Below are 23,506 nucleotides of genomic sequence, written 5' to 3' on the forward strand. Positions count from 1 at the left end.
GCAGGATGGACCACGTGGGCAATCCGCTGCGTACCGCACAGGACCGCAGGCTCCCCCGCATCCCGGAGCCCTGCGCTCTGGTGATCTTCGGAGTCACCGGTGACCTGTCCCGAAAGAAGCTCATCCCGGCCGTCTACGACCTGGCCAACCGCGGTCTGCTGCCGCCCGGTTTCGTGGTGCTGGGCTTCGCCCGCCGCGACTGGGGCGACGGCGACTTCGAGTCGCTGGCCTACGAGGCGGCGAAGAAGGGCGCCCGGACCCCGTGGCGCGAGGACGTCTGGCAGCGCCTGGCCAGCCAGTTCCAGTTCGTACCCGGCTCGTTCGACGACGACGCCGCGTTCGACCACCTGGCGGCCACCCTGGACGATCTGCGCGAGCGCAACGGCATCCCCGGCAACGCCGCCTTCTACTTCTCCATCCCGCCGGCCGCGTTCCCGCTGGTGCTCAACCAGCTGGCGCGCACCGGCATGGCCGACAACGCGAAGTCCGGCGGGTGGCGCCGGGTGGTCGTCGAGAAGCCGTTCGGCAACGACCTGCAGACCGCGATCTCGCTCAACCAGCTGGTCGACGAGGTCTTCACCCCGCAGGACGTCTACCGCATCGACCACTATCTGGGCAAGGAGACGGTTCAGAACATTCTGGCGCTCCGCTTCGCCAACAGCCTGTTCGAGCCGGTCTGGAACTCCAAGTACGTCGACTCGGTCCAGATCACCATGGCCGAGGACGTCGGCATCGGCACCCGGGCCGCGTTCTACGACGCGTCCGGCGCCGCCCGCGACGTGCTGCAAAATCACCTTCTCCAGCTGCTGGCCCTGGTCGCCATGGAGGAGCCGACGAGCTTCGACCCGCAGGAGGTGCGGGCGGAAAAGCTCAAGGTCCTCAAGGCGATCAGCATCCCGGCCGACATCGCCAAGGGCACCGTCCGCGGGCAATACCTGCCGGGCTGGGTCGCCGGCGAGCGCGCGGTGGGCTACCTGGAGGAGAAGGACATCCCGTCCGACTCCACGACCGAGACCTATGTGGGTGTCCGGCTCGGCATCCAGAACCGCCGCTGGGCCGAGGTCCCGTTCTTCGTCCGGGTCGGCAAGCGCATGCCCCGCCGGGTGACCGAGATCGCGATCATGTTCAAGCGGGCCCCGCACCTGCCGTTCGACCCGGCCGACGTGGAGATGCTCGGCAACAACCAGCTGGTCATCCGGGTCCAGCCGGACGAGGGCGTGGTCCTCAAGTTCGGTTCCAAGGTGCCCGGCACGACCATGGAGGTCCGCGACATCGCGATGGACTTCCAGTACGGCGAGGCGTTCACCGAGTCCAGCCCCGAGGCGTACGAACGCCTGGTGCTCGACGTGCTGGTCGGCGACCGGACCCTGTTCCCGGACGCGGCCGAGGTGGAGCAGTCGTGGCGGGTCATCGACCCGCTGGAGGCCGCGTGGGCCGGCACCAAGCCGGAGCCCTACCGGGCCGGTGAGTGGGGCCCGCGCGCCGCGGACGAGATGTTGGCCCGCGAGGGTCGCGCATGGAGGCGAGCATGATCGGTCTTTGGGACACCACCGGCAACGAGGTCGTCAAGGCCCTCGCGGCCGAGCGGCGGAGCGCCGGCGGCGTGGCCTCCGGTCTCGCGCTGACACTGGTCGCGGTGGTCGAGGAGAAGAAGGTCCGGGAAGCCGAGGCCGCGGCCACCATCGCGGCCGCCGCGCACCCGTGCCGGCTGCTCATCGTCGTACGCTCCGACCTGGAGGGCCGCAGCCGGCTGGACGCCGAGATCGTGGTCGGCGGCCGCCTCGGTCCGGCCGAGGCGGTCGTGATGCGGATGTACGGCCGTCTCGCCCTGCACGCCGAGTCGGTGGTCATGCCGCTGCTCGCACCGGACGTCCCGGTGGTCACGTGGTGGCACGAGGAGCCGCCGCACCAGATCGCCAACGACTTCCTGGGCGTGGTGGCCGACCGGCGGATCACCGACTGCGCGCTCGCGCCCGACCCGGTCGCCGCCCTGCGCCAGCGGGCGGCCGACTACGCGCCCGGCGACACCGACCTCACCTGGACCCGCATCACGCTGTGGCGCACCCTGGTGGCGGGCGCGTTCGACACCACCGAGGAGCGGGTCACCGGGGCCACGATCGTGGCGCCGCCGAGCGACCCGACCGCGGCCCTGATGAAGGGCTGGCTGCAGTCCCGGCTCGGCATCGTCCCCGTGTGGGAGCCGACCGACCGGTCCCCGCGGATGCACTCGGTGCAGCTGCAGTGCGCCAACGGCGACTGTGTGACCGTGACCCGCGAGGAGAACACGGCGCTGTTCAGCCGCACCGGCCAGGAAGACCGCTACATGCCGCTCCCCAAGCGGCCGGTCGGCGACGAACTGGCCGAGGAGCTGCGCCGGCTCGACGCCGACCAGATCTACGCCGAGGCGCTCGGCGCGATGGCCGGCCAGACCGGCCTCGACAAGAGGGCGCCGATGCGGGTGCACGTCTGGAAGGACCCGGCGCTGGCCGCCCGCGCGGGCGCCGACGAGGGCGCTCTCGCCGGCCCCGGCGGCTCAGCCGCCTGACAGCCGTTCCAGGGCCGTCCACCGGTAACGGTGGGCGGCCCTTTCCGCCTTGGAGGCCCCATGAGTAAGACCCTGGTCGTCGTGTCCCCCGACGCCGACACCTTGGCCGCGACCGTCGCCGCCCGGCTCACCATCAAGATCATCGACGCTCAGGCCGAGCGCGGTTCGGCAAGCATCGTGCTGACCGGCGGCCGCATCGCCGCCAAGGTCCTGGCCGGCCTCAAGGACCTGCCGGCCGCGAAGGCCATCGACTGGGCCCACGTCGACCTGTGGTGGGGCGACGAGCGCTTCCTGCCCACCGGCGACCCGGACCGCAACGACACCCAGGCCCGCGCGGCCCTGCTCGACGCCCTGCCGCTCGACCCGGCCCGGGTGCACGCGATGCCGGCGTCCGACGGTCCCGACGGCGACGATGCTTCCGTCGCGGCCGAGCGTTACGCCCGCGAACTGGGCGACCACCCCGCCTTCGACGTCCTGATGCTCGGCGTCGGCGAGGACGGCCACGTGGCCAGCCTGTTCCCCGGCCACCCGGTCCTCAACGAGACCGGCGCGACGGCCGCCACCTTCAACAGCCCGAAGCCGCCCCCCACGCGCATCACCCTGACGATGCCGACGATCCAGTCGGCCGACGAGGTGTGGCTGGTCGCCGCTGGCCCCGACAAGACCAAGTCGGTGGGAGCAGCCCTCAACGGCGACAAATCCCTCCCGGCCGCGCACGCCACCGGCACCAGCCGAACCCTCTGGCTCCTCGACGGTGCGGCAGCTGCCGACGTCGCGGCCTCATAACGTACGGACGTCCGACACCCACCGTGCTTCAGGGAAACGGCCAACTGCAACACCGGGCCGTTTCCCGCCGCCGGCCGGGGCGATCAGCCGGCCCAGCCGCCCCCCGGGTTGGCCGCCCGCGGCCCAGCCGTCCCCGGCCGAGCCCGCCCCCGAATCAACCGCCCGCGGCCATCGTCCCGCAAGGCGGGCCGGCCAGGCGATCAGCCGGTCCAGCCCGCTTCAGGTCGGCCACCCGTGGGCCATCCTCCGGCTGGGCGGGCCGGCCGGGCCGTCAGCCGGTCCAGCCCCCTCCGGATCGGCCGGACGCGGCCGTCGTCCGGCTCAGGCGCGGGTCGAGATCTGCTGGATGCCCCAGCTGTTGCCGTCCGGGTCGTCGAAGAACAGGAAACCGACGTTGTCGAGCGGGTGGGCCACCGGATGCGGGTTTTCCCCGATCACCTGCACCTCGCCGACCGCCACGCCGTGCGCCAGGAGCTCTTCCCGGGCCGCCGCAATGTCCGGCACCACCAGCTGCAGCCCTTTGAGCGACCCCGGCTCCATGGCCGGCACCGCGCCCTTGCCGATCACCACCGAGCATCCGCTGCCGGGCGGCGTCAGCTGCACGATCCGCACCTCGTCGCCCATCACGATGTCGTGGTCGACGTGGAAGCCGAGCCCGTCCGCATAGAAGGCCTTGGCCCGGTCGATGTCGCCCACCGGCACCACTACCACTTCGAGTGTCCAGTTCACCGAGCCATCGTGTCAGACCGGCTGCGAGCGTGAACACACGTTAAGGCGTCAGGCGATCACTCCCCCTAGACTCGCGGGGTGCAGCCGATCATCCGCGGGTATCGCCCGAGCGACCTCGACGCCCTGTACGACATCTGCATCTCCACCGCCGACGCCGGCGCGGACCTGCGCGGCCGGTTCAGCGACGACCGGCTCATGGGCGACATCTACGCGGCGCCGTACGTCACGCTGGAGCCCGGCGTGGCCCGGATCCTCGACGACGGCGAGGGCAACGCGGTCGGCTACATCCTCGGGACGGTGAACACGCCCGAGTTCGTGCGCCGCTACGAAGCCGAGTGGCTGCCCGCGCTCGGCGGCCGCTACGACAACGACGACGACCCGCGGGACGAGAACCTGCTGAAGCAGCTTCGCCAACCGCAGCGCATGCTGCTGCCCGAGCTCGAGGCCTACCCCGCCCACCTGCACATCGACCTGCTGCCGGAGGCGCGCGGGCATGGCGAGGGGCGGGCGCTGATGACCAGCTTCCTGCAGGGCCTGCACGCGGCCGGCGTCGAACGGGTGCACCTGAGCATGGCACCGTCGAACACCGGCGCGCGCGCCTTCTACGACCGGCTGGGCTTCACCGAGATCCCGATGCCGCCGGACCGCGGCGGCCTCTATCTCGGGCGGGAGACGAAGGTTTAGCGCCCTCGCCGCTGGCGCAGCTTTTCCAGGGCCTCGGCCAGGATCTTGGCGCCGTCCTCGTCGGACCGGCGCTCCTTGACGTACGCCAGATGCGACTTGTACGGCTCGGCGCGTGACCGCCCCGGCGGGTTCTGCCCGTCGAGGCCGGCCGGCTGGCCGCAGCGCGGGCAATCCCACGTCTCGGGCGCGGCGGCGTCGAGCGCGAACCAGATCTGGCTCTCGTGGCCGGCCGCGCAGAAGTAGGTCACCTCCCGGCGCGGGGCGGGTTCACTGCGCTCGTCGGGGCGCATCGGGCTGGACCCGACGCGGCTTCCGCGGATCGCACTGCCACTGGACACGGACGTCACTCCTGTCTCGAGGGGCGAGATAGGGGCCGGAAGAAATCACGGCCTTACGGGATAAATAAACAACCGCGCGCCCGGCCGGCCGGGCGCGCGGAGGATTCTACGACTATTACTGTCGGTCAGGAAGAAGGCAGCGCGGTGCGCAGCCAGAGCGCGAGCCCGACAATGCACGCGAACCATACGACCCCGACCAGGATCGTGTAGCGGTCGAGGTTTTTCTCCGCCACCGACGAGCCGGACAGGCTGGAGGTCACGCCGCCGCCGAACATGCTCGACATACCGCCGCCCTTGCCCCGGTGGAGCAGGATCAGCAGCGTCAGCAGGATGCTGGTGATGATCAGCAACACGACCAGCGTGTATGCGAACGCGATCGGCATGGTCAATCCTCTCAAAGGGCACCGCAGCGGTCCAACAATAGCGAATGCCCGGGCGTTCTCCACGCCCGGGCATGCTGCTCGTTGTTACTTACCTACGTGCTCGCGGTAACGGACGATCGAGGTGAACTCGTCGGCGTCCAGACTGGCGCCACCGACCAGGGCACCGTCCACATCCGGCTGCGACATGATCGAGGCGATGTTGTTCGCCTTCACCGAGCCGCCGTACTGGATGCGAACCACGTCCGGGATTTCCTTGCCGTACGTCTCGGCAAGCCGCGAGCGCAGCTCGCCGCAGACTTCCTGGGCGTCCTGCGGCGTCGCGGTCTTTCCGGTGCCGATCGCCCAGACCGGCTCGTACGCGATCACGACCTGCTTGACCTGCTCCGGGGTGAGCCCCTCGAGACCCGCGTCGAGCTGGCCCCGGCAGTGCCCGACGTGGCCGCCCTCCTCGCGGACGGACAGGCCCTCGCCCACGCAGAGGATCGGCGTGAGGCCGGCCGCGAAGGCCGCGCGGACCTTGGCGTTGACCAGGACGTCGTCCTCGTGGTGGTATTCGCGGCGCTCGGAGTGCCCGGCCAGCACGTAGGTGCAGCCGAGCTTGCTCAGCATCGACGCGGCGATGTCCCCGGTGTACGCCCCGCCCTTGTGCGGCGAGACGTCCTGGGCGCCGTACGCGATCTGCACCTTGTCGCCGTCCACCGCGGTCTGCACGGTGCGCAGATCGGTGAACGGCGGCATCACGACCACCTCGACCTGGCTCAGCGTCTCGGCGGACAGACCCGCGGCCAGCTTCTGGATCAGCAGATTGGCCTCGAAATGATTGAGGTTCATCTTCCAGTTGCCGGCGATGATCGGCTTGCGCGCGTCAGTCATCACTTCTCCAGTGCTTCGACGCCGGGCAGCTTCTTGCCCTCGAGGTATTCGAGGGAGGCGCCGCCGCCGGTCGAGATGTGCCCGAAGCCGGACTCGTCGATGCCGAGCGTGCGCACGGCCGCGGCCGAGTCGCCGCCGCCGACGACCGAGAAGCCGTCGATCTTCGTGATGGCCTCGGCGACGCCCCGGGTGCCGGCCGCGAACGGCGCCAGCTCGAAGACGCCCATCGGGCCGTTCCAGAAGACGGTCTTCGCCGAGGCGATGGCCGACGCGAAGAGCTCAACCGACTTCGGACCGATGTCCAGACCGAGCCGGTCCGCCGGAATGGCCGACGCGTCAACCACGTCGTGCTCGGCGGCGGCGTCGAAGGCGGTCGCCGCGACGACATCCACCGGAAGGACAATGCGCCCGTCGGCCTGCGCCAGAAGATCGGCACACGTGTCGATCATCTCGGCCTCCAGCAGCGACTTCCCGACCTCGTGGCCCTGGGCCTTGAGGAACGTGAAGCACATGCCGCCGCCGACCAGAAGCTTGTCGACCTTGGGCAGCAGCGCCTTGATCACCGCGAGCTTGTCGGAAACCTTGGAACCGCCGAGCACCACCACGTACGGCTGCTCCGGGCTCTCGCTCACGCGCTTGAGGACCTCGACCTCTTTGAGGACGAGCCCGCCCGCGTAGTGCGGGAGCAGAGCCGGCACGTCGTAGACCGAGGCGTGCTTGCGGTGCACCGCGCCGAAAGCGTCGTCGACGTAGTAGTCGGCGAAGGCGGCCAGCTGCTCCGCGAAGGCGACGCGTACGGAATCGTCCTTGGCGGTTTCGCCCTGGTTGAACCGCAAGTTCTCCAGGAGCAGGACGCCCCCGTCGGCCAGCGCGGCCACCTTCGTCTGCGCGTCGTCACCGATGGTGTCGGTGGCGAACACGACCGGCGAGCCGAGCAGCTCGGCCAGGCGGGTCGCGACCGGCGCCAGCGTGTACTTCGGGTCCGGCGCACCCTTCGGCCGGCCGAGGTGCGACATCACGATGACGCGGGCACCGGCGTCACGCAGCGCGATCAGCGTCGGCAGCACCGCGCGGGCCCGGCCGTCGTCGGTGATGACACCGGCGTTGTTCTTGTCGAAGGGGACGTTCAGGTCGGCGCGCACGATGATGCGCCGACCCTGCACACCCTCGCCGAGCAGGTCGTCGAGCGTCTTCAACTCACGCACCGACCAGCTTGACCAGGTCGACGAGGCGGTTCGAGTAGCCCCACTCGTTGTCGTACCAGCCGACGACCTTGACCTGGTTGCCGATCACCTTGGTGAGGCCGGCGTCGAAAATGCACGAGGCCGGGTCGGTGACGATGTCCGACGAGACGATCGGGTCCTCGGTGTAGACCAGGATGCCCTTGAGCGGCCCGTCCGCGGCGGCCTTGATCGCGGCGTTGACCTCGTCGACCGAGGTCTCCTTGCCGGCCTGGAAGGTCAGGTCGGTGGCCGAGCCGGTCGGGATCGGCACGCGCATCGCGAAGCCGTCGAGCTTGCCCTTGAGCTCCGGCAGCACCAGGCTGACGGCCTTGGCGGCACCGGTCGAGGTCGGCACCACGTTGAGGGCGGCGGCGCGGGCGCGACGCAGGTCCTTGTGCGGGCCGTCCTGCAGGTTCTGGTCCTGGGTGTACGCGTGGATCGTGGTCATGAGGCCACGCTCGATGCCGATGGTGTCGTTGAGGACCTTCGCCATCGGGGCGAGACAGTTGGTGGTGCACGACGCGTTCGAGATGATGTTGTGCTTGGCGGCGTCGTACAGGTTGTCGTTGACGCCCATCACGATCGTGATGTCCTCGTTCTTGGCCGGCGCCGAGATGATGACCTTCTTGGCACCGTTGTCGGCGTGCACCTTGGCCTTGGTGGCGTCGGTGAAGAAGCCGGTCGACTCGATGACCACGTCGACGCCGACGTCGCCCCACTTGAGGTTGGCCGGGTCACGGTCGGCGAACACCTTGATCGCCTTGCCACCGACGTTGATCTCGTCGGCGGTGGCCTTCACCTCGTGCTGCAGGCGGCCCAGGATCGAGTCGTACTTGAGCAGCTGGGCCAGGGTCGCGGTGTCGGTCAGGTCGTTCACGGCGACGACCTCGATGTCCGCACCGGAGGCGAGAACCGCCCGGAAGAAGTTGCGGCCGATACGGCCGAAGCCGTTGATGCCAACCCGGATGGTCACAGGTGGATCTCCTCGTTTCGGTCCGCCGGAGTCTGCGACCGGCGGAGGATCTGCGTGCCGACCATGTGTCGAGGCCGGCAAGGGGGCGCCCGGCCGCCGATAAGGCGCCGCGCCAGCACTTCGGCGGCGTCACGGCACGGGTCGGCCAAGCTGCCGGCACCGTCGCCGTCACCCCGAACCCTATCCGAGCCCGCTGAGCACCCACCGTCGGGGTTGCAGCTGAACCGTTATCACCCCAGCTTCACTTTCCATTTGTCTCAAAACCCCCATACCGTACGGCGTAAATCACCCCCAACCACCCCACCGCAGCGCCCCGACCTGCTGCAACACGGGCCATCGCCCCTTCCGCCCGGTTAGATGCTCACCCCGCGCGGGTAACGCCCCCGACCGCCCGCAGACGATCACGTTCAGTGAGCGCAAGCCAAGATCGTGGATGACGGACCCGCCTGCTCGACTCCAGCAAACGAAGAACGCCGGGCCAGACGCCCGCCCCGCACCGGTCACGGCCGAGTCGCCGACGCGGCGGCCACGTCGCAGAAGGCCGGCTTGCCGCACCCCCCGACGCAGCGGCCCGGCGTCGGGAGAGGCCGGCTTGACCGCAGGGTCCGGCTTGACCGCAGGGTCCGGCTTGACCGCAGGGTCCGGCTTGACCGCAGGGTCCGGCTTGGTCGCAGAGGCCGGCTTGGTCGCAGAGGCCGACTTGCCCCCAGAGGCCGACTTGCCCCCAGAGGCCGACTTGCCCCCAGACGCCCGCTTGCCCCCAGACGCCCGCTTGCCCCCAGACGCCCGCTTGCCCCCAGACGCCCGCTTGCCCCCAGACGCCCGCTTGCCCCCACACGCCCGCTTGCCCCCACACGCCCGCTTGCCCCCACACGCCCGCTTGCCCCCACACGCCCGCTTGCCCCCACACGCCCGCTTGCCCCCAGACGCCCGCTTGCCCCCAGACGCCCGCTTTGACCCCAGAGGCCCGCTTGACCCCAGGGTCCGGGGGGCCGCCTTGGTCGCAGGAGTCCGGCTTGGTCGCACCGCCGACGCTGCAGCCCGACTTGCCGGGCCGTCGACGCGGGGACCCACCGTTGCGAGAGGCCGGCTTGATCGCAGGAGACGCGGTTGCCGGACCGCCCGACCCCTGGACCGCCTGGCTCGGGGCCGTGGTGGGTCCCGCTCAGCGGGAGGCGTTTGCCGTGCCGGCGCCGGTGCCGGGTTCCCTGAGCAGGCGCACGATGTGCTGCAGACGGGCCTCGACCCGGGCGAGACCCGTCGCGAGGTCTGTTTTGTGCTCTGCGTAGCGCTCGATCTGCGCCTGTCTCAGTGCCTCGAGGCCGCGCGTATGTGCACGCAGCTCGGCTCGATAATCCGCCACGTCCCGATTCACTCCGGCCGCCAGCGCACGTGCCGCCGCGGTCTCTCTTCGCACCTCGGCGACCTCGGCCTCGACCGCGGTCACCCGTCGTTCCAGATTGTCGTCGCTCACACCGGAATTTTCCCGCGCCGACGAGCCCGGAGAAACCACGCTTCCGCCGCCTGTGGATAACCCGGCGAGCGGCCGCCCTTCGAGGGACAGCGGCTACCAGATGCTTTGCTTCGTCTGTTTCAGCCGCTCGGAATCAGGCGGCGAACCTGGTGCCGTCACGGACCGGAAGCCGGTGCCGTCGATCTACATCTGGCGGTGGGCCGGGCGCAGCCGCGGTGGTACTCGAAGACAGGTCGGCCGAGTGCGCGGGCGCACCGGCGACGGCGGCTCTTCGACCGTGTCAAAGGCCCGTCGTCCGGAGCGCCGGACAGTCCGGGAACGGCCGGGCGGTGTAGCAAGGTCGGTCATGTCGGCGTCGTCGCCCTCCCCCCGCCGCCCGGCCGGCGGCGGCGCTACGGTCCGGTGTGGCGACCGGCCCGGCCGGTGGAGCCGAGAGCTGGTCGGACGACGCGTACGTCTGCGGCCTCCCGGCAAGAAGCCGTCAGCAAGCCATCATTTCCGGGGTGACCGCGGCCTCGGTGTCGGGGATGCCCAGGTCGCGGGCCCGCTTGTCAGCGAGCGCGAGCAGGCGGCGGATGCGTCCGGCGATGGCGTCCTTGGTCAGCGGCGGGTCGGCGAGGGCGCCCAGTTCCTCGAGCGAGGCCTGCCGGTGCTCCAGGCGCAGCCGGCCCGCCGAGGTGAGGTGGTTGGGGGCCTCGTCGGCGAGGATTTCGAGGGCACGGGTGACGCGGGCGGCCGCGGCGACCGCGGCGCGGGCCGAGCGGCGGAGGTTGGCGTCGTCGAAGTTGGCGAGGCGGTTGGCGGTTGCGCGGACCTCGCGGCGGACTCGGCGTTCCTCCCAGGCGAGGACGCTCGAGTGTGCTCCGATGCGGGTCAGCAGGGCCGAGATGGCGTCGCCGTCCTTGATGACTACGCGGTCGACGCCGCGGACCTCGCGTTCCTTGGCGGTGATGCCGATGCGGCGGGCGGCTCCGCGCAGGGCCAGCGCGGCCTCGGGGCCGGGGCAGGTGATCTCGAGGGCGCTGGAGCGGCCCGGCTCGGTGAGGGAGCCGTGGGCCATGAACGCGCCTCGCCAGGCGGCTACCGCGCAGCAGACGTTGGCCGAGACCACGTGCGGCGGGAGGCCGCGGACCGGGCGGCCGCGGACGTCGAGCAGGCCGGTCTGGCGGGCCAGGGCCTCGCCGTCCTTGACGATGCGGACTATGTAGTGGCTGCCCTTGCGCAGGCCGCCGGAGGCGAGCACGTGCACTTCGCTCTGGTAGCCGTACACGTCGCCGATCTCGCGCCGCAGGCGCCGGGCGACGGCGCCGGTGTCCAGTTCGGCCTCGACCACGACGCGGCCGGAGACGATGTGCAGGCCGCCCGCGAAGCGCAGCAGGGCCGCCATCTCCGCGCGGCGGCAGCACGGCTTGGGCACGTCGACCCGGCTCAGCTCGTCCTTGACCGCTGCCGTCATCGCCATCGTGTTGTCACCTCATGCGCCGGATCTTGAACAGTTGAGAATTATTCGCGACGGTCGAAACCGCTCACACAAGCCTCGGCCATCTGCGACTCAAGGCGAGTCGCGAACAACCCGTGGTACGCCGTCTGCTTAACGAGCGGCGCCCAATACTGGCACCAGTGCAACGCCCAACGACTCAGGATCATGCCTGGGGCTGCCGTCCGCAACGGCGAGTGGTGCCAATACGAGCTGCGCGCCGAGCGATTCGGCCGCCTGGTGCACCGGTTCGGGCTCGCCCACCCACTTGGCGTCGGCGAGGACGGTGTCGACCCGGAGACCGGGACGGTACCAGTGCAGCGCCGCCAGGTGGTCGGCGACCGAGAGGCCGTGGGTCTCGTTGTCGGCGGCCAGGTTAAGGGTGACCAGCCGGCGCGCCGGGCTGGCGCTGATCGCGGCGGCCAGGCCGGGCACCAGCAGGTGCGGGAGCACGCTGGTGTACCAGCTGCCCGGCCCGAAGATCAGCCAGTCCGCGTCCGCGATCGCGGCGATCGCCTCGTCGCAGGTCGGCGGGTCGGCCGGCTCGATGCGGAGCGCCGCTACGTGTCCGTGCGCGACCGCCACGTTGTGCTGACCGCGCACCGTCACCACGTCGTCGGGGCGCGCCGGGTCGCCGCCGAGCATGTCCGCCACGATGTCGATCTTGCGGCGGGCCATCGGCAGGATGCGGCCCTGGGCACCGACCATCTTCGCGGCGTGGTCGAGGGCGGCCACCGGGTCGCCCAGCATCTCCATCAGGCCGAGCAGCAGCAGGTTGCCGACCGGGTGGCCGGCCAGGCCGTCCGCGGTCTCGACGGCCTGCATCGCGGCGAAACGGTGCTGGAGCAGCTCGGCGGTGCGCTGCTCGTACGGTTCGTCGGCCGCCAGCGCGGCCAGGGCCTGACGCAGGTCGCCGGGCGGGATGAGCGCGTCGCGTTCGGCTCGTAATCTTCCGCTGGAGCCGCCGTCGTCGCCGACGGTGACTATCGCGGTGATCTCCAGGTCGAGTTCGCGGGCACATCGCCGCAGGCCCCGCAGGGAGGCGCTCAGCCCGTGGCCGCCACCGAACGCGACCACCCGCAAAGTCACTCGCGCCCCAGATCGCGGTGCGAGGCGTGGGCGGAGAGCCGGATGTCGCGCAGCTGGGCGGTCAGTTCCTCGGCGATCGCGACGCTGCGGTGCTTGCCGCCGGTGCAGCCGACCGCGACGGTCAGGTAGCGCTTGCCCTCGCGCTCGAAGCCGGGTGCGGTCGCGGAGATCAGGTTGGCGTACGACGTGACGAAGTTGTTGGCGCCCTCCTGGCCCAGCACGTAGTTGCTGACCGCCTCTTCCAGCCCGGTGTGGTCGCGCAGCTCGGGCACCCAGAACGGGTTGGGCAGGAAGCGCGCGTCGACCACGTAGTCGGCGTCGGGCGGCAGGCCGTACTTGAAGCCGAAGGACAGCACGGTGATGCGCAGCCGGCGCGCGTCCTCGCCGCCGAACAGCTCCTCGACCCGGCGCCGCAGCTGGTTGACGTTGAGGTGGCTGGTGTCGATGATCACGTCGGCCTGCTCGCGGGCCTCCTCGAGGAGCTTGCGCTCGGCCGCGATGCCGTCGGCCAGCCGGCCGTCGCCCTGCAGCGGGTGCGAGCGGCGCACCGACTCGAACCGCCTGATCAGCACCTCGTCGTCGGCGTCGACGAAGACGACCCGCGGCGAGAAGCCGCGGTCACGCAGGGCGTGGACCGCCCCGGCCAGGTCGGTCGAGAAGGCCCGGCTGCGGACATCGAGGACCATTGCCGTACGCCGCGCCGCGCCCCCGGCCTGGAACGCCAGCTGCGCCATGTCGAGCATCAGCGCCTGGGGCAGGTTGTCGACCACGTAGTAGCCGACGTTCTCCAGGGCCCGGGCGACCGTGCTGCGGCCACCGCCGGACACGCCGGTGACCACGACCAGGTCGGTGCCGGCCTCATCCGGTTCGACCACTTCGCCGTCGGGTTCCCGTTCGCGGTCCGACGAGTCGAACTCCGTCACGCACGCCTCCCGCGTCGTTTCGCCGCAACCCCATCGGGCGGACACAACATCCTAGGCCGACATCGCCCGGCTGGTTTGCCGGACGCCTGAATCTCACATCTCGCCCGACGTCCGCACCGGAGCCGGGGCGGGCAGACCGGCCGTACGCGATCGGGTCTTCGCCTTTCCCGCACCGCCGACCGGGACCGCGCCGGGCTCCGGCTCGGCCTTCGACCCGGAGGCCGGCGGGTTGAGTGCCGCCAGCACCGCCTCGGCGGTCACCCGCCCGATGCCCGGCACCTCGGTGATCTCTTCCGGCGTCGCCGCGGACACCCGTTTGAGCGACCCGAAGTGCCGCAGCAGCGCCTTGCGCCGGGCCTCCCCCAGCCCGGGCACACTGTCCAACGCGGACGCCGTCATCCGCTTCGACCGCCGCTGCCGGTGGAACGTGATCGCGAACCGGTGCGCCTCGTCGCGGACCCGCTGCAGAAGGTAGAGCGACTCGGACGTCCGCGGCAGGATCACCGGGAAGTCGTCGCCCGGCAGCCACACCTCTTCGAGGCGCTTGGCCAGCCCGCACAGCGCCACATCGGTGATGCCCATGTCGGCCATCACCGTGGCGACGGCGTTGACCTGCGGCTGCCCGCCGTCCACCACGATCAGTTGAGGAGGGTAGGCGAAGCGGCGCGGCCGGCCGGTCAGCGGGTCGATGCCGGGCAGGTCGCTGGTGGCGAGATCGTCGGTGGTGGGGTCGTCGGTGGTGGGGTCGTCGGTGGCGGGGTCGTCGGTGGTGGGGTCGTCGGCTGCGACGTCGTCTGCTTCGGACTCGGGCCGGTCCCGCAGCGCGTCCGCGCCGGCCTCGGCCTTGTAGCGGGCGAACCGCCGCCGCATGACCTCGCTCATCGCCGACAGGTCGTCCATGCCGCTGCCGTCCGGGTTGCCGCGGACCGTGAACCGGCGGTATTCGCTCTTGCGGGCCAGGCCGTCCTCGAAGACCACCATGGACGCCACCACGTCGGTGCCCTGGATCTGCGAGACGTCGAAGCACTCGATGCGCAGCGGTGCCGTGTCGAGCCCGAGCGCCTCGGCGATCTCGTCGAGTGCCTTCGACCGCGTGGTCAGGTCGCCGGCCCGGCGCAGCTTGTGCCGCTGCAGCGACTCGCCGGCGTTGCGGGCCACCGTCTCGAGCAGGGACCGCTTGTCGCCGCGCTGGGGCACCCGCAGGCTGACGTGGCTGCCCCGGTGCTCGGAGAGCCAGTCGGCCAGGGCCGGTGCGTCGTCGGGCAGGGCCGGCACCAGCAGCTCGCGGGGCACGTCGCCCTCGCCCTCGCCCTCGCCGTACATCTGGCTGCAGAAGTGGTGCACGAGGTCGCCGGTCGTCAGATCCTCCACCTTTTCGACCACCCAGCCGCGCTGGCCGCGGACCCGGCCGTCGCGGACGTGGAACACCTGCACGGCGGCCTCGAGCGGGTCTTCGGCGAACGCCACCACGTCGGCGTCGGTGCCGTCGCCGAGCACCACGGTCTGCTTCTCCATCGCCCGGCGCAGGGCCGCGATGTCGTCACGCAGCCGGGCCGCCTTCTCGAATTCGAGTTCCTCGCTGGCCTGCATCATGTCGCGCTCGAGCCGCTTGACGAACGTGTCGGTGCGGCCGGCCATGAAGTCGCAGAAGTCGTCGACGATCTGCCGGTGCTGGTCGGCACTCACCGAGCCGACGCAGGGCGCCGAACATTTGCCGATGTAGCCCAGCAGGCACGGGCGTCCGATCTGGCCGGACCGCTTGAAGACACCGCTCGAGCAGGTGCGGGCCGGGAACACACGCAGCAGCAGGTCGAGGGTTTCGCGGATGGCCCAGGCGTGCGAATAGGGTCCGAAGTAGCGCACGCCCTTGCGCTTGGCGCCCCGCATCACCTGCAGCCGGGGGAACTCCTCGTTGAGGGTGACGGCGAGAAACGGGTACGACTTGTCGTCGCGGTATTTCACGTTGAAGCGCGGATCGAATTCCTTGATCCATGAGAACTCCAGCTGGAGGGCCTCGACCTCAGTACCAACCGTCACCCAGTCGACGCTGCCCGCGGTGGTGACCATCTGCTGCGTCCGTGCGTGCAGCGACCACGTGTCGGCGAAGTAGGAGTTCAACCGGTTCCGCAGATTTTTCGCCTTGCCGACGTAGATGACGCGGCCGGTCGGATCACGGAAGCGGTAGACGCCGGGAGCCTCGGGGATCGAGCCCGGGGCCGGCCGGTAGCTGGAGGGGTCAGGCACAGTTCACAAGCCTAGTGCGGGGGACTGACATGATTACCCGACCGGAGGTCCGTCGCCACCGCCATGGCGCGGACCTCCGGCCGGGCCGGAGATCATGCGGCGACGACGTTGGCCCCGTCAACCTTGACGTTCTTCGCCGTCAGGCCCTGGGTCGCCGGTCCGGTGACGACCGAGCCGTCCTTGACCGAGAACTGGCTGCCGTGGCACGGGCACTTGATCACGCCGCCGTCGATCTTGTTGACGTTGCAGCCCTGGTGCGGGCAGACGGTGCTGAACGCCTTGAACGTGCCGGCGGTCGGCTGGGTCACCACGTAATCACCCTTGATGACGCCGCCGCCGACCTTCACATCGGCGACCTTGGCGATCGGGGTGCTGCCGCCGCCGTCACCCGCGTTGGGGCCTGCGGTGCCGCCGGGGCCGGCGGTGCCGACCGGGCCGGCGCCGGTCGCCTGGGCGCCCGCGCTGCCGGCCGGGGCCGGGTTGTTGCTGAAGTCGGTGCCGTTCGCGTGCGCGCCGCCGGTCGTGCCGCAGGCCGCCAGGACCGCGGTCGCACCGACCGCGCCGGCGCCGAGCAGGACGTTGCGCCGGTTCGAGTGAGCGCACGCGCACGACTGCGTCGGCTCGGTCTCGCCGACGTGGGGCTCGGTCGTCGTCTGCACGTCTGTCATCGGGGTTGTCCTCCAGTGCTGGTCCGCGTTAGTGGTCACGCGGCGTCGCAGTTAGATACGTCGTCGCGGCGGCGGTGGTTCATCCCGTCCGCGACTTTTGGTCACCGACTTACGCCCTTTGGGGCGCCTTTGCCCGGGCGCTTTGCACGCCGTTGACCGGCGCACAGCGAACCCGGTCGACGATAGATCGTCGACCGGGCATCGTAGCTAGAAGTCACCTGAGAACCTGCTGAGCGAAGCCTGCCTCAGACCGCTGCCTTCGCCCTCGACCGCGTCGACCGGGGCTTGGCGGCCGCCGCGACCGGGGGCGCCTTGGCCCCATTGGCCTTGGCCGCCCGGGCCAGCGCCGCCTTGCCGCCGGACGCCGGCGCCTTACCCTTCAGTCCGAGCATCGGGCGCAGGAACTGCCCGGTGTGGCTGCCCGGCACATCGGCCAGCTCCTCGGGAGTGCCGGTGGCGAGCACCAGGCCACCCTTGTTGCCACCCTCCGGGCCCATGTCGATCAGGTAGTCGGCGTTCTTGATCACGTCGAGGTTGTGCTCGATGGTGATCACCGTGTTGCCCTTGTCGACCAGGCCGTTGAGCACGATCAGCAGCTTGCGGATGTCTTCGAAGTGCAGACCGGTCGTCGGCTCGTCGAGCACGTAGACCGTCCGGCCGGTCGACCGCTTCTGCAGCTCGGAGGCGAGCTTGACCCGCTGCGCCTCACCGCCGGACAGGGTCGGCGCGGGCTGGCCCAGCCGGACGTAGCCCAGGCCGACGTCGACCAGGGTCTTGAGGTGCCGGTGGATCGACGTGATCGGCTCGAAGAAGGTCGCGGCCTCCTCGATCGGCATCTCCAGCACTTCGGAGATCGTCTTGCCCTTGTAGTGCACCTCGAGGGTCTCCCGGTTGTACCGGGCGCCCTTGCACACCTCGCACGGGACGTAGACGTCGGGCAGGAAGTTCATCTCGATCTTGATCGTGCCGTCGCCCGCGCAGTTTTCGCAGCGGCCGCCCTTGACGTTGAACGAGAACCGGCCCGGACCGTACCCCCGGACCTTGGCCTCGACGGTCTCGGCGAACAGCTTGCGGATGTTGTCGAACACGCCGGTGTAGGTCGCGGGGTTGGACCGCGGAGTGCGGCCGATCGGCGACTGGTCGACGCCCACCACCTTGTCGACGTTGTCGAGACCGGAGATCCGGGTGTGCCGGCCCGGCACCATGCGGGCGCCGTTGATCTGGTTGGCCAGCACCGTGTAGAGGATGTCGTTGACCAGCGTCGACTTGCCCGAGCCGCTCACCCCGGTCACCGCGATGAACTGGCCGAGCGGGAAGCCGACGGTCAGGTTGCGCAGGTTGTGCTCGCGCGCGCCCTGCACGACAAGCTCGCGCTCCGGCACCTGCGGGCGCCGGGTGGCCGGCGTCGGGATCGACTTGCGGCCCGACAGGTAGGCACCGGTCGGTGACTTCTCGTTGGCCAGCAGGCCCTCGACCGAACCGCTGTGCACGATGTGACCGCCGTGCTCGCCCGCGCCCGGGCCGATGTCGACGATCCAGTCGGCCGTCCGGATCGTGTCCTCGTCGTGCTCGACCACGATCAGGGTGTTGCCCAGGTTCTTCAGCCTCACGAGGGTCTCGATCAGCCGGTGGTTGTCGCGCTGGTGCAGGCCGATCGACGGCTCGTCGAGCACGTAGAGCACGCCGACCAGGCCGGAACCGATCTGGGTGGCGAGCCGGATGCGCTGCGCCTCACCCCCGGAGAGCGTGCCCGCGCCCCGGTCGAGCGAGAGGTAGTCGAGGCCGACGTCGACCAGGAACCGCAGCCGGGCGTTGATCTCCTTGAGCACCCGCTCGGCGATCATCTTCTGCCGGTCGTCGAGCTCGATCGTGGCCAGCAGGTCGGCGCACTCCCCCACCGACAGGTTGCAGACCTCGGCGATGCTCTTGCCGGCGATGGTCACCGCGAGCACCTCGGGCTTGAGTCGCGTGCCGCCGCAGACCGGGCACGGCACGTCGCGCATGTAGCCCTCGTATTTGTCACGCGACCAGTCGCTCTCGGTGTCGTTGTGCCGGCGCTCGATCCACTGGATCACGCCCTCGAAACCGGTGTAGTAGGAGCGCTCCCGGCCGTACTTGTTGCGGTAGCGGACGTGGACCTGGTCTTCCGAGCCGTAGAGCACCGCCTTCTGCGCGCGGGCGGGCAGTGAACGCCACGGCGTGTCGACGCTGAACTTCTCGGCCTCGGCCAGCGCCTCGAGCGGGCGCATGAAGTATTCCGCCGTCGAGCCGGTCGACCAGGGCTGGATCGCACCCTCGCGGATGCTGCGCTCCGGGTCGGGGATGATCAGCTCGGGGTCGACCTCTTTCTTGGTGCCCAGGCCGGTGCACTCCGGGCAGGCGCCGTACGGAGCGTTGAACGAGAAGACCCGGGGCTCGAGGTCCTCGATCGCCAGCGGGTGGTCGTTGGGGCAGGCCAGGTGCTCGGAGAAGCGACGCTCGCGGCCCGGGTCGTCCTCCGGCAGGTCGACGAAGTCGAGCAGCACGATGCCGGCGGCCAGGCCGAGTGCCGACTCGACCGAGTCGGTCAGGCGCTGCTTGCTCGCCGCCTTGACGCTGAGCCGGTCGACCACCACCTCGATGGTGTGCTTCTCCTGCTTCTTGAGCTTGGGCACCTCGGTCAGCGGGTAGACCACGCCGTCGACCCGGGCCCGCGCGTAACCCTTGCTCTGCAGCTCGGCGAAGAGGTCGACGTATTCGCCCTTGCGGCCGCGGATGACCGGGGCGAGCACCATGAAGCGGGTGCCGTCGGCCATCGCGAGCACCCGGTCGACGATCTGCTGCGGGGTCTGCTTGCTGATGCGCTCGCCGCAGACCGGGCAGTGCGGGATGCCGGTGCGGGCGAAGAGGAGCCGCAGGTAGTCGTAGACCTCGGTGATCGTGCCGACCGTCGAGCGCGGGTTGCGCGAGGTCGACTTCTGATCGATCGAGACGGCCGGCGACAGGCCCTCGATGAAGTCCACGTCGGGTTTGTCCATCTGCCCGAGGAACTGCCGGGCGTAGGACGAGAGGGACTCGACGTACCGCCGCTGCCCCTCGGCGAAGATCGTGTCGAACGCGAGGCTCGATTTGCCCGACCCGGACAGGCCGGTGAAGACGATCATCGCGTCCCGGGGCAGATCGAGGTTGACGTCACGCAGGTTGTGTTCGCGCGCGCCTCGAATGGTCAAACGGTCGGCCACGAGCCAGCCTCTCCGTACAGGTGTTTGATTTCGGTGGAGCCGCGGCCACTCTAGCCATGGGGTCTGACAAGTTTTGCCCGCGCGGCCCCGCCCTACTCCCAGCGCTTGCCGGATGCTGCACATTCCCGCACTTCAGGCGGGCAAAAGTCACTCAGGCGAGGGACCGCACGTCCCAGATCTGGACGCCACCGACCAGCCGCGGAGGCCCCAGGACCTCGGTCAGCGTCGCGAGCAGCACGTCGCCATGAACAGAAGAAGGCACCAGCACGACCACGGCCGCCCGCCAGTAGGCCAGGTCGGCGCGGAACGAAGCCCGCACGGCGTCGTCGACCACCGGCGGCCGCCCGGTGAAGACGATGGCGCGCAGCATGGTCGAGGTCCGGCGGGGTGGTGCCGTCCACGAACCGGTCAGATCGTCCGGCGGCTCGGCCGGCCCCATGAAATAGCCCCGCGGCATCGGGATGTCGAGGCCGGTCAGGGCCGCCCACCGCATGCCCTCCCGACCGGTTGTCACCTCCGGTAGCGGCACCGGCACCATCGTGTGATCGCCGGTCACGTACTGCTTCCAGGTGCCGTCGGCCAGGAACGCGGGCAGCGGCGGCGCGGTGAACGTGGCCAGCGGCTTCGGCGCGAGCGGCACCAGAGCGAGCACCAGACCGGCGACGAACAGGCGGCGACGTTTCCACGACAGGGCGGGCAGGCGGTCGGTCGCCAGCGCCAGCAGCACGCCGGCGATCACCGCGGCGACCATGCCGAGCCGCACCACGCTCACCAGGTCGATCAGCGGCAGGTGGTTGAGCAGCGCGAACGGCAGCGGGATCGGGGTCACGACACCGCCCGCCCGCAGCTTGGTGCCGAGCGAGCAGACCAGCACGGCGATGCCGGCGATCGCGGTGGCCCGGCCGGCCCGCGAGCGCCACAGCACGACCGTCGACACGATGATCATCACGAGGCCGAACGGCCCGAAGAACGTGTCGTCCTCGGTCGCGCTGACGCTGAGACCGCGGGCCAGCGTCACGTTGCCGGCCACCGACTGCCGGGCGAACGCCCCCAGAGCGGCCAGATCGGTCACGAACTCGTCCGGCGCGAACGGCTGCCCGTGATAACTGCCACCCCGCGTGAACTGCCACCACAGCGGATAGGCCAGCACGATCAGGGCGAGAAGACCCGCGACGCCCAGGCCGGCCAGGAAGTGCCGCGCCTCGCTCCTCGTCGGGCGGGGGCTTGCGAGGGCGTACGCCACCACGAACGCACCGAGCGCAAGCGCGGCGAAAAGCAGCACCTCCTCGTTGAGGAAGACCTGCGCCACCACGAGCAGCCCCAGCGTGATGCCGCCCCGCCACACCCGGCCCGGCTCGCGCAGCCGCACCACCTGCAGCACGATGAACGGCACCAGCCACGCGTTGACGAAGTTCACGTGGGCGTTGGAGTGCGAGATCATGGCCGGCGCGAACCCGCACCACAGCCCGCCGATCCACGCCGCGACCCGGCTGCGCACGAAGTGCCGGGACAACACCCAGTACCAGGCCGCGGCCGTGCCGGCCAGACCCAGCGTGAGCAGGAACACCACCGAGACACCGGGCCCGAAGAAATGAGTGACCGGTGCCATCGGCAGGCTCAGCCCGAGCACCGACGTGTTGGCCATCATGTTGACCACACCCGGCGCGTTGAGCCGGTCGTCGGAGAGCGGGTTGGCCCCGTGGAACAGCACCCGCTCGCCGTGCGCCATCACGAACAGGAAGAAGCCGTGGTCGTCCTTGTTGCCGGTGAGCACGCGCCCGTTCGGGTCGAGCCAGAGCCGGAACATCACGAAGACCGACAGCGCCGCGTAGCTGAGCAGCGGCCAGAGATCGCGCGCCGTCCGACCCGGCTCGACCGGTGCCGGAGGCGTCTCGGCCGGTTGCTCCTCGACCACCTGGTTCACCGCGCGCACCGGTGCATTCTGCCAGAGCGGTGTCAGGAGCGGCGACGTCGCTTCCCGGCCGCCTCGGCCAGCCGCACCGTCCGCCGGGCGCTCTCCACCTCGATCTCGCGCCGCAGCTTGCGCCAGCTCTCCAGGCGCCGCGGCGACAGCAGACCGTCGGCCAGCGCGGCGGTCACCGCGCACCCCGGCTCGCTCTCGTGCCGGCAGTCGTCGAACCGGCACTGCTCAGCCAGGGCGGTCACCTCGGCGAACGCCCGGTCCAGACCGGTGCCGGTCTCGAGCAGACCCACCCCACGGATGCCGGGAGTGTCCAGCACGGCGCCGCCTTGCGGCAGCAACACCAGATTCCGGTACGCGGTGGTGTGGCGCCCCTTGCCGTCGGCGTCCCGGATCTGCTGCACGGGCATCACCGCTGTCCCGGCCAGCGCGTTGACCAGCGTCGACTTCCCGGCGCCGGAACGGCCCAGCAGCGCCAGGGTGCGGCCTTCCCCGGCGTACGCCCGCACCTGCTCGACGCCCAGCCCGAGCCGCACGCTGACCGCGACCACCGGAATGCCCGGCGCGAGCCCGGCGATCTGCCGGGCGACCGCCTCGGGCTGAGCCGACATGTCGCACTTGGTGAGAACGACGACCGGGTCGGCCCCGGACTCCCAGGCCAGCGCCAGGAGGCGCTCGACCCGGGCGTCGACCGGCTCCGGATGCATCGGCTCGACCACCGCGACCGTGTCCATGTTGGCGGCCAGCAGCTGACCGGAGGCGTCCTTGTCGGCGGTGCGCCGGATCAGCGCGGTCCGCCGCGGCAGCACACACTCGACCGTGACGCGATGGCCCGGCCATCGGCGCAGCACCACCCAGTCACCGGCACACGGCAGATCGGCCGGGTCGCGGGCGCCGCTGATCAGCACGCCGCCGCCGAGCGAGGCGCGCTCAACCTGTTCCTCGGTCGCGACGGTGCAGACGCCCCGGTCGGCCCGGAGCACGCGGCCGGGGAAGGAATCGGACCGGTCGAGGGACCGGTAAGAGGATGCAAGTGTCTCGTCCCAGCCCAGCTGGGACAGCGTGTATGACATGGGAACCCTTTACGGGAAAGGAAGGCGCGCTCAGGCGCGAGCCTCCGGGTGAAGGGACGCAACGACGAAAAGCACGTTCCTCACCTCCCTCCGAGCCCGTCGGCGTGTCTGCACCGACGGTACGGTCCCCGCTACCCGCAGCGGAAGCGAATTCCGGTCCACTAGGGTTGCGGGGGTGACGATGGATCCGCTGGTGCTGCTCACTGACGTCGACCGCGCCACCGAAGAACTCCTGCGGACCGCGCAGGATCTCGACCCGGCGTCGCTCGGGTCGCCGTCGCGCCTGCCCGGCTGGACGCTCGGCCACGTACTGACCCACGTCGCCCGTAACGCCGACGCCCAGACCAACCTGCTCACCTGGGCCCGCACCGGCGTCGAAACCCCGATGTACGCGTCGCCCGAAGCCCGGGAGGCCGGCATCGAGGAGGGCGCGACCCGCCCGCTGCGCGAGCAGATCGAGGACATCAAGGCGTCTCACGAGCGTTTCGCCGACGCTGGGGCCGCGATGCCGGCCCAGGCCTGGACGGTGGTCCTTCCCGCCATCGGCCAGCCGGCGGCCGCGGTGCCGTGGGCCCGTCTGCGCGAGGTCGAGGTGCATCACGTCGACCTCGGCGACCGCTACACCCCCGGCGACTGGTCGGACGCGTTCGCCCTGCGGCTCCTGCGCGAGATCGCGGCCGTCGCGACCGGCGGTCCCTCGATGACCCTTCGCCCCTGGGGGTTCGACCACCCCCTGAAGATCGGCTCTCCTTCCGACGCCGACCCCGTCGTCGGCGGACCCACCAAGTCGCTCGCCGCCTGGCTGGCCGGCCGGGGCGACGGCACCGACCTCACCGTCTCGCCGGACGGCGAGCTTCCCGTACCCGCGAGGTGGAAGTGACC

20 protein-coding genes are annotated in these 23,506 nt (G+C 70.6%); 5 read left to right on the forward strand and 15 right to left on the reverse strand.

Annotated features, from left to right (window positions below; all coding sequences use genetic code 11):
- The first annotated feature begins 14 nt into the window (after positions 1–14).
- The 3 genes from zwf to pgl are packed head-to-tail and all read left to right on the forward strand — an operon-like array spanning position 15 to position 3,331.
- On the forward strand, positions 15–1,532 hold the full coding sequence (zwf, locus tag ACIA5C_RS04775; RefSeq protein ID WP_396051269.1) for a glucose-6-phosphate dehydrogenase: 1,518 nt from the start codon (positions 15–17) through the stop codon (positions 1,530–1,532).
- The gene (locus ACIA5C_RS04780; RefSeq protein ID WP_396051271.1) at positions 1,529–2,545 is read left to right on the forward strand and encodes a glucose-6-phosphate dehydrogenase assembly protein OpcA; all 1,017 of its coding nucleotides are present in this window, start codon (positions 1,529–1,531) and stop codon (positions 2,543–2,545) included. The genes zwf and ACIA5C_RS04780 overlap by 4 nt, the downstream gene beginning before the upstream one ends.
- Before the next feature lie 60 nt (positions 2,546–2,605).
- A complete protein-coding gene (pgl, locus tag ACIA5C_RS04785; RefSeq protein WP_396051273.1) occupies positions 2,606–3,331 on the forward strand; it encodes a 6-phosphogluconolactonase in 726 nt (241 codons plus the stop codon).
- Between the two features lie 321 nt (positions 3,332–3,652).
- Here pgl and ACIA5C_RS04790 read toward each other — a convergent pair whose 3' ends face one another.
- Positions 3,653–4,060, reverse strand: coding sequence for a VOC family protein (locus ACIA5C_RS04790; RefSeq protein ID WP_396051275.1), 408 nt, complete (start codon positions 4,058–4,060; stop codon positions 3,653–3,655).
- A 78-nt stretch (positions 4,061–4,138) separates the two neighbouring features.
- Between ACIA5C_RS04790 and ACIA5C_RS04795 the strand changes: the two genes are divergently transcribed.
- Positions 4,139–4,744 carry a GNAT family N-acetyltransferase gene (locus tag ACIA5C_RS04795; protein ID WP_396051277.1) on the forward strand — a complete coding sequence of 202 codons (606 nt, stop codon included), beginning with the start codon at positions 4,139–4,141 and terminating at the stop codon, positions 4,742–4,744.
- Here ACIA5C_RS04795 and ACIA5C_RS04800 read toward each other — a convergent pair.
- The 14 genes from ACIA5C_RS04800 to rsgA all read right to left on the reverse strand — a co-directional run bounded on the left by ACIA5C_RS04800 (position 4,741) and on the right by rsgA (position 22,624).
- A complete protein-coding gene (locus ACIA5C_RS04800) occupies positions 4,741–5,082 on the reverse strand; it encodes an RNA polymerase-binding protein RbpA (protein ID WP_396051280.1) in 342 nt (113 codons plus the stop codon). The genes ACIA5C_RS04795 and ACIA5C_RS04800 overlap by 4 nt on opposite strands.
- A gap of 125 nt (positions 5,083–5,207) precedes the next feature.
- On the reverse strand, positions 5,208–5,465 hold the full coding sequence (gene secG / locus ACIA5C_RS04805; RefSeq protein WP_396051282.1) for a preprotein translocase subunit SecG: 258 nt from the start codon (positions 5,463–5,465) through the stop codon (positions 5,208–5,210).
- An 84-nt stretch (positions 5,466–5,549) separates the two neighbouring features.
- Positions 5,550–6,338 (reverse strand): triose-phosphate isomerase, encoded by a 789-nt coding sequence (tpiA, locus tag ACIA5C_RS04810; protein ID WP_396051283.1) that lies wholly within the window; start codon positions 6,336–6,338, stop codon positions 5,550–5,552.
- Positions 6,338–7,543, reverse strand: a complete 1,206-nt coding sequence (locus ACIA5C_RS04815) for a phosphoglycerate kinase (protein WP_396051285.1) — start codon at positions 7,541–7,543, stop codon at positions 6,338–6,340. The genes tpiA and ACIA5C_RS04815 overlap by 1 nt, the downstream gene beginning before the upstream one ends.
- A complete protein-coding gene (gene gap / locus ACIA5C_RS04820; protein ID WP_396051287.1) occupies positions 7,536–8,534 on the reverse strand; it encodes a type I glyceraldehyde-3-phosphate dehydrogenase in 999 nt (332 codons plus the stop codon). The genes ACIA5C_RS04815 and gap overlap by 8 nt, the downstream gene beginning before the upstream one ends.
- Before the next feature lie 1,165 nt (positions 8,535–9,699).
- Complete coding sequence (locus ACIA5C_RS04825; protein WP_396051288.1) at positions 9,700–10,008, reverse strand: hypothetical protein; 309 nt, start codon at positions 10,006–10,008, stop codon at positions 9,700–9,702.
- A gap of 481 nt (positions 10,009–10,489) precedes the next feature.
- The gene (gene whiA, locus ACIA5C_RS04830) at positions 10,490–11,470 is read right to left on the reverse strand and encodes a DNA-binding protein WhiA (protein ID WP_396051291.1); all 981 of its coding nucleotides are present in this window, start codon (positions 11,468–11,470) and stop codon (positions 10,490–10,492) included.
- 129 nt (positions 11,471–11,599) lie between these two features.
- A complete protein-coding gene (gene yvcK, locus ACIA5C_RS04835) occupies positions 11,600–12,574 on the reverse strand; it encodes a uridine diphosphate-N-acetylglucosamine-binding protein YvcK (RefSeq protein WP_396051292.1) in 975 nt (324 codons plus the stop codon).
- The gene (gene rapZ, locus ACIA5C_RS04840) at positions 12,571–13,449 is read right to left on the reverse strand and encodes an RNase adapter RapZ (RefSeq protein ID WP_396052025.1); all 879 of its coding nucleotides are present in this window, start codon (positions 13,447–13,449) and stop codon (positions 12,571–12,573) included. The genes yvcK and rapZ overlap by 4 nt, the downstream gene beginning before the upstream one ends.
- Before the next feature lie 141 nt (positions 13,450–13,590).
- Complete coding sequence (gene uvrC / locus ACIA5C_RS04845) at positions 13,591–15,741, reverse strand: excinuclease ABC subunit UvrC (RefSeq protein ID WP_396051294.1); 2,151 nt, start codon at positions 15,739–15,741, stop codon at positions 13,591–13,593.
- Between the two features lie 92 nt (positions 15,742–15,833).
- Positions 15,834–16,409 (reverse strand): Rieske (2Fe-2S) protein, encoded by a 576-nt coding sequence (locus tag ACIA5C_RS04850; protein ID WP_396051296.1) that lies wholly within the window; start codon positions 16,407–16,409, stop codon positions 15,834–15,836.
- A gap of 245 nt (positions 16,410–16,654) precedes the next feature.
- On the reverse strand, positions 16,655–19,630 hold the full coding sequence (uvrA, locus tag ACIA5C_RS04855) for an excinuclease ABC subunit UvrA (protein WP_396051298.1): 2,976 nt from the start codon (positions 19,628–19,630) through the stop codon (positions 16,655–16,657).
- A gap of 151 nt (positions 19,631–19,781) precedes the next feature.
- On the reverse strand, positions 19,782–21,563 hold the full coding sequence (locus ACIA5C_RS04860; RefSeq protein WP_396051300.1) for a hypothetical protein: 1,782 nt from the start codon (positions 21,561–21,563) through the stop codon (positions 19,782–19,784).
- A 23-nt stretch (positions 21,564–21,586) separates the two neighbouring features.
- Positions 21,587–22,624, reverse strand: a complete 1,038-nt coding sequence (gene rsgA, locus ACIA5C_RS04865; protein WP_396051301.1) for a ribosome small subunit-dependent GTPase A — start codon at positions 22,622–22,624, stop codon at positions 21,587–21,589.
- A gap of 175 nt (positions 22,625–22,799) precedes the next feature.
- Here rsgA and ACIA5C_RS04870 point away from each other — a divergent pair, with 175 nt between their 5' ends.
- A complete protein-coding gene (locus ACIA5C_RS04870) occupies positions 22,800–23,504 on the forward strand; it encodes a maleylpyruvate isomerase family mycothiol-dependent enzyme (RefSeq protein ID WP_396051303.1) in 705 nt (234 codons plus the stop codon).
- Positions 23,505–23,506 lie beyond the last annotated feature (2 nt).

The organism is Actinoplanes sp. NPDC051343 (genome assembly GCF_044455125.1).
Taxonomy (GTDB): domain Bacteria; phylum Actinomycetota; class Actinomycetes; order Mycobacteriales; family Micromonosporaceae; genus Actinoplanes.

What these genes read in the sequence shown, in the direction of transcription:
- ACIA5C_RS04780 (WP_396051271.1), top strand. Translation starts at nt 1,529, where the DNA reads ATGATCGGTCTTTGGGACACCACCGGCAACGAGGTCGTCAAGGCCCTC.
- pgl (WP_396051273.1), top strand. Translation starts at nt 2,606, where the DNA reads ATGAGTAAGACCCTGGTCGTCGTGTCCCCCGACGCCGACACCTTGGCC.
- secG (WP_396051282.1), bottom strand. Translation starts at nt 5,465, where the DNA reads ATGCCGATCGCGTTCGCATACACGCTGGTCGTGTTGCTGATCATCACC.
- tpiA (WP_396051283.1), bottom strand. Translation starts at nt 6,338, where the DNA reads ATGACTGACGCGCGCAAGCCGATCATCGCCGGCAACTGGAAGATGAAC.
- whiA (WP_396051291.1), bottom strand. Translation starts at nt 11,470, where the DNA reads ATGGCGATGACGGCAGCGGTCAAGGACGAGCTGAGCCGGGTCGACGTG.
- ACIA5C_RS04850 (WP_396051296.1), bottom strand. Translation starts at nt 16,409, where the DNA reads ATGACAGACGTGCAGACGACGACCGAGCCCCACGTCGGCGAGACCGAG.
- rsgA (WP_396051301.1), bottom strand. Translation starts at nt 22,624, where the DNA reads ATGTCATACACGCTGTCCCAGCTGGGCTGGGACGAGACACTTGCATCC.